Source organism: Serratia sp. PL7 (assembly GCF_945957435.1).
The window spans coordinates 1-362 of the sequence record NZ_CAMFLB010000135.1; the positions used below are offsets into that span (position 1 = coordinate 1).

Consider the following 362-nt stretch of genomic DNA (forward strand, 5'->3'; position numbering starts at 1 on the left):
TTGGTCAGCGTCTGCCAGGCGTTTACCCTGGGACGGTCGGCGCGGTCAAAGTAGGGTTGCAGCCGTTTCCCGCTCTGTAATTCGATGTTCGGGATCACGAAGTTCAGCTCGAGGCGGCCTTTGTCCTGATGTTCAACCCACAGACAGGCGTACTGGTCTTTGTCGAGACCGGTCATCAGTGTCTGTTCCCATTCGTCCATAAGCCGCGCCTTTTCAGGTTCTGCAATGTCGGCCTCCTGAAAGGACAGCACGCCGGAGGTGTAGGCGCGGGCAAAGTCACAGCCGTCAATCAGTTCGCGGGTGCGTTCGGCGTCTCCCCGCAGCACACGGGCATCATCCCGCTGGCGATCTTTGCCCAGCAG

At 59.7% G+C, this 362-nt stretch carries 1 protein-coding gene; it reads right to left on the bottom strand.

Annotation, left to right across the window (positions count from 1 at the left end; genetic code table 11):
* Window positions 1–362, bottom strand: a 362-nt coding sequence (locus N6G83_RS54610) for a relaxase/mobilization nuclease domain-containing protein (RefSeq protein WP_260524452.1), incomplete at both ends; no start/stop codon positions are given.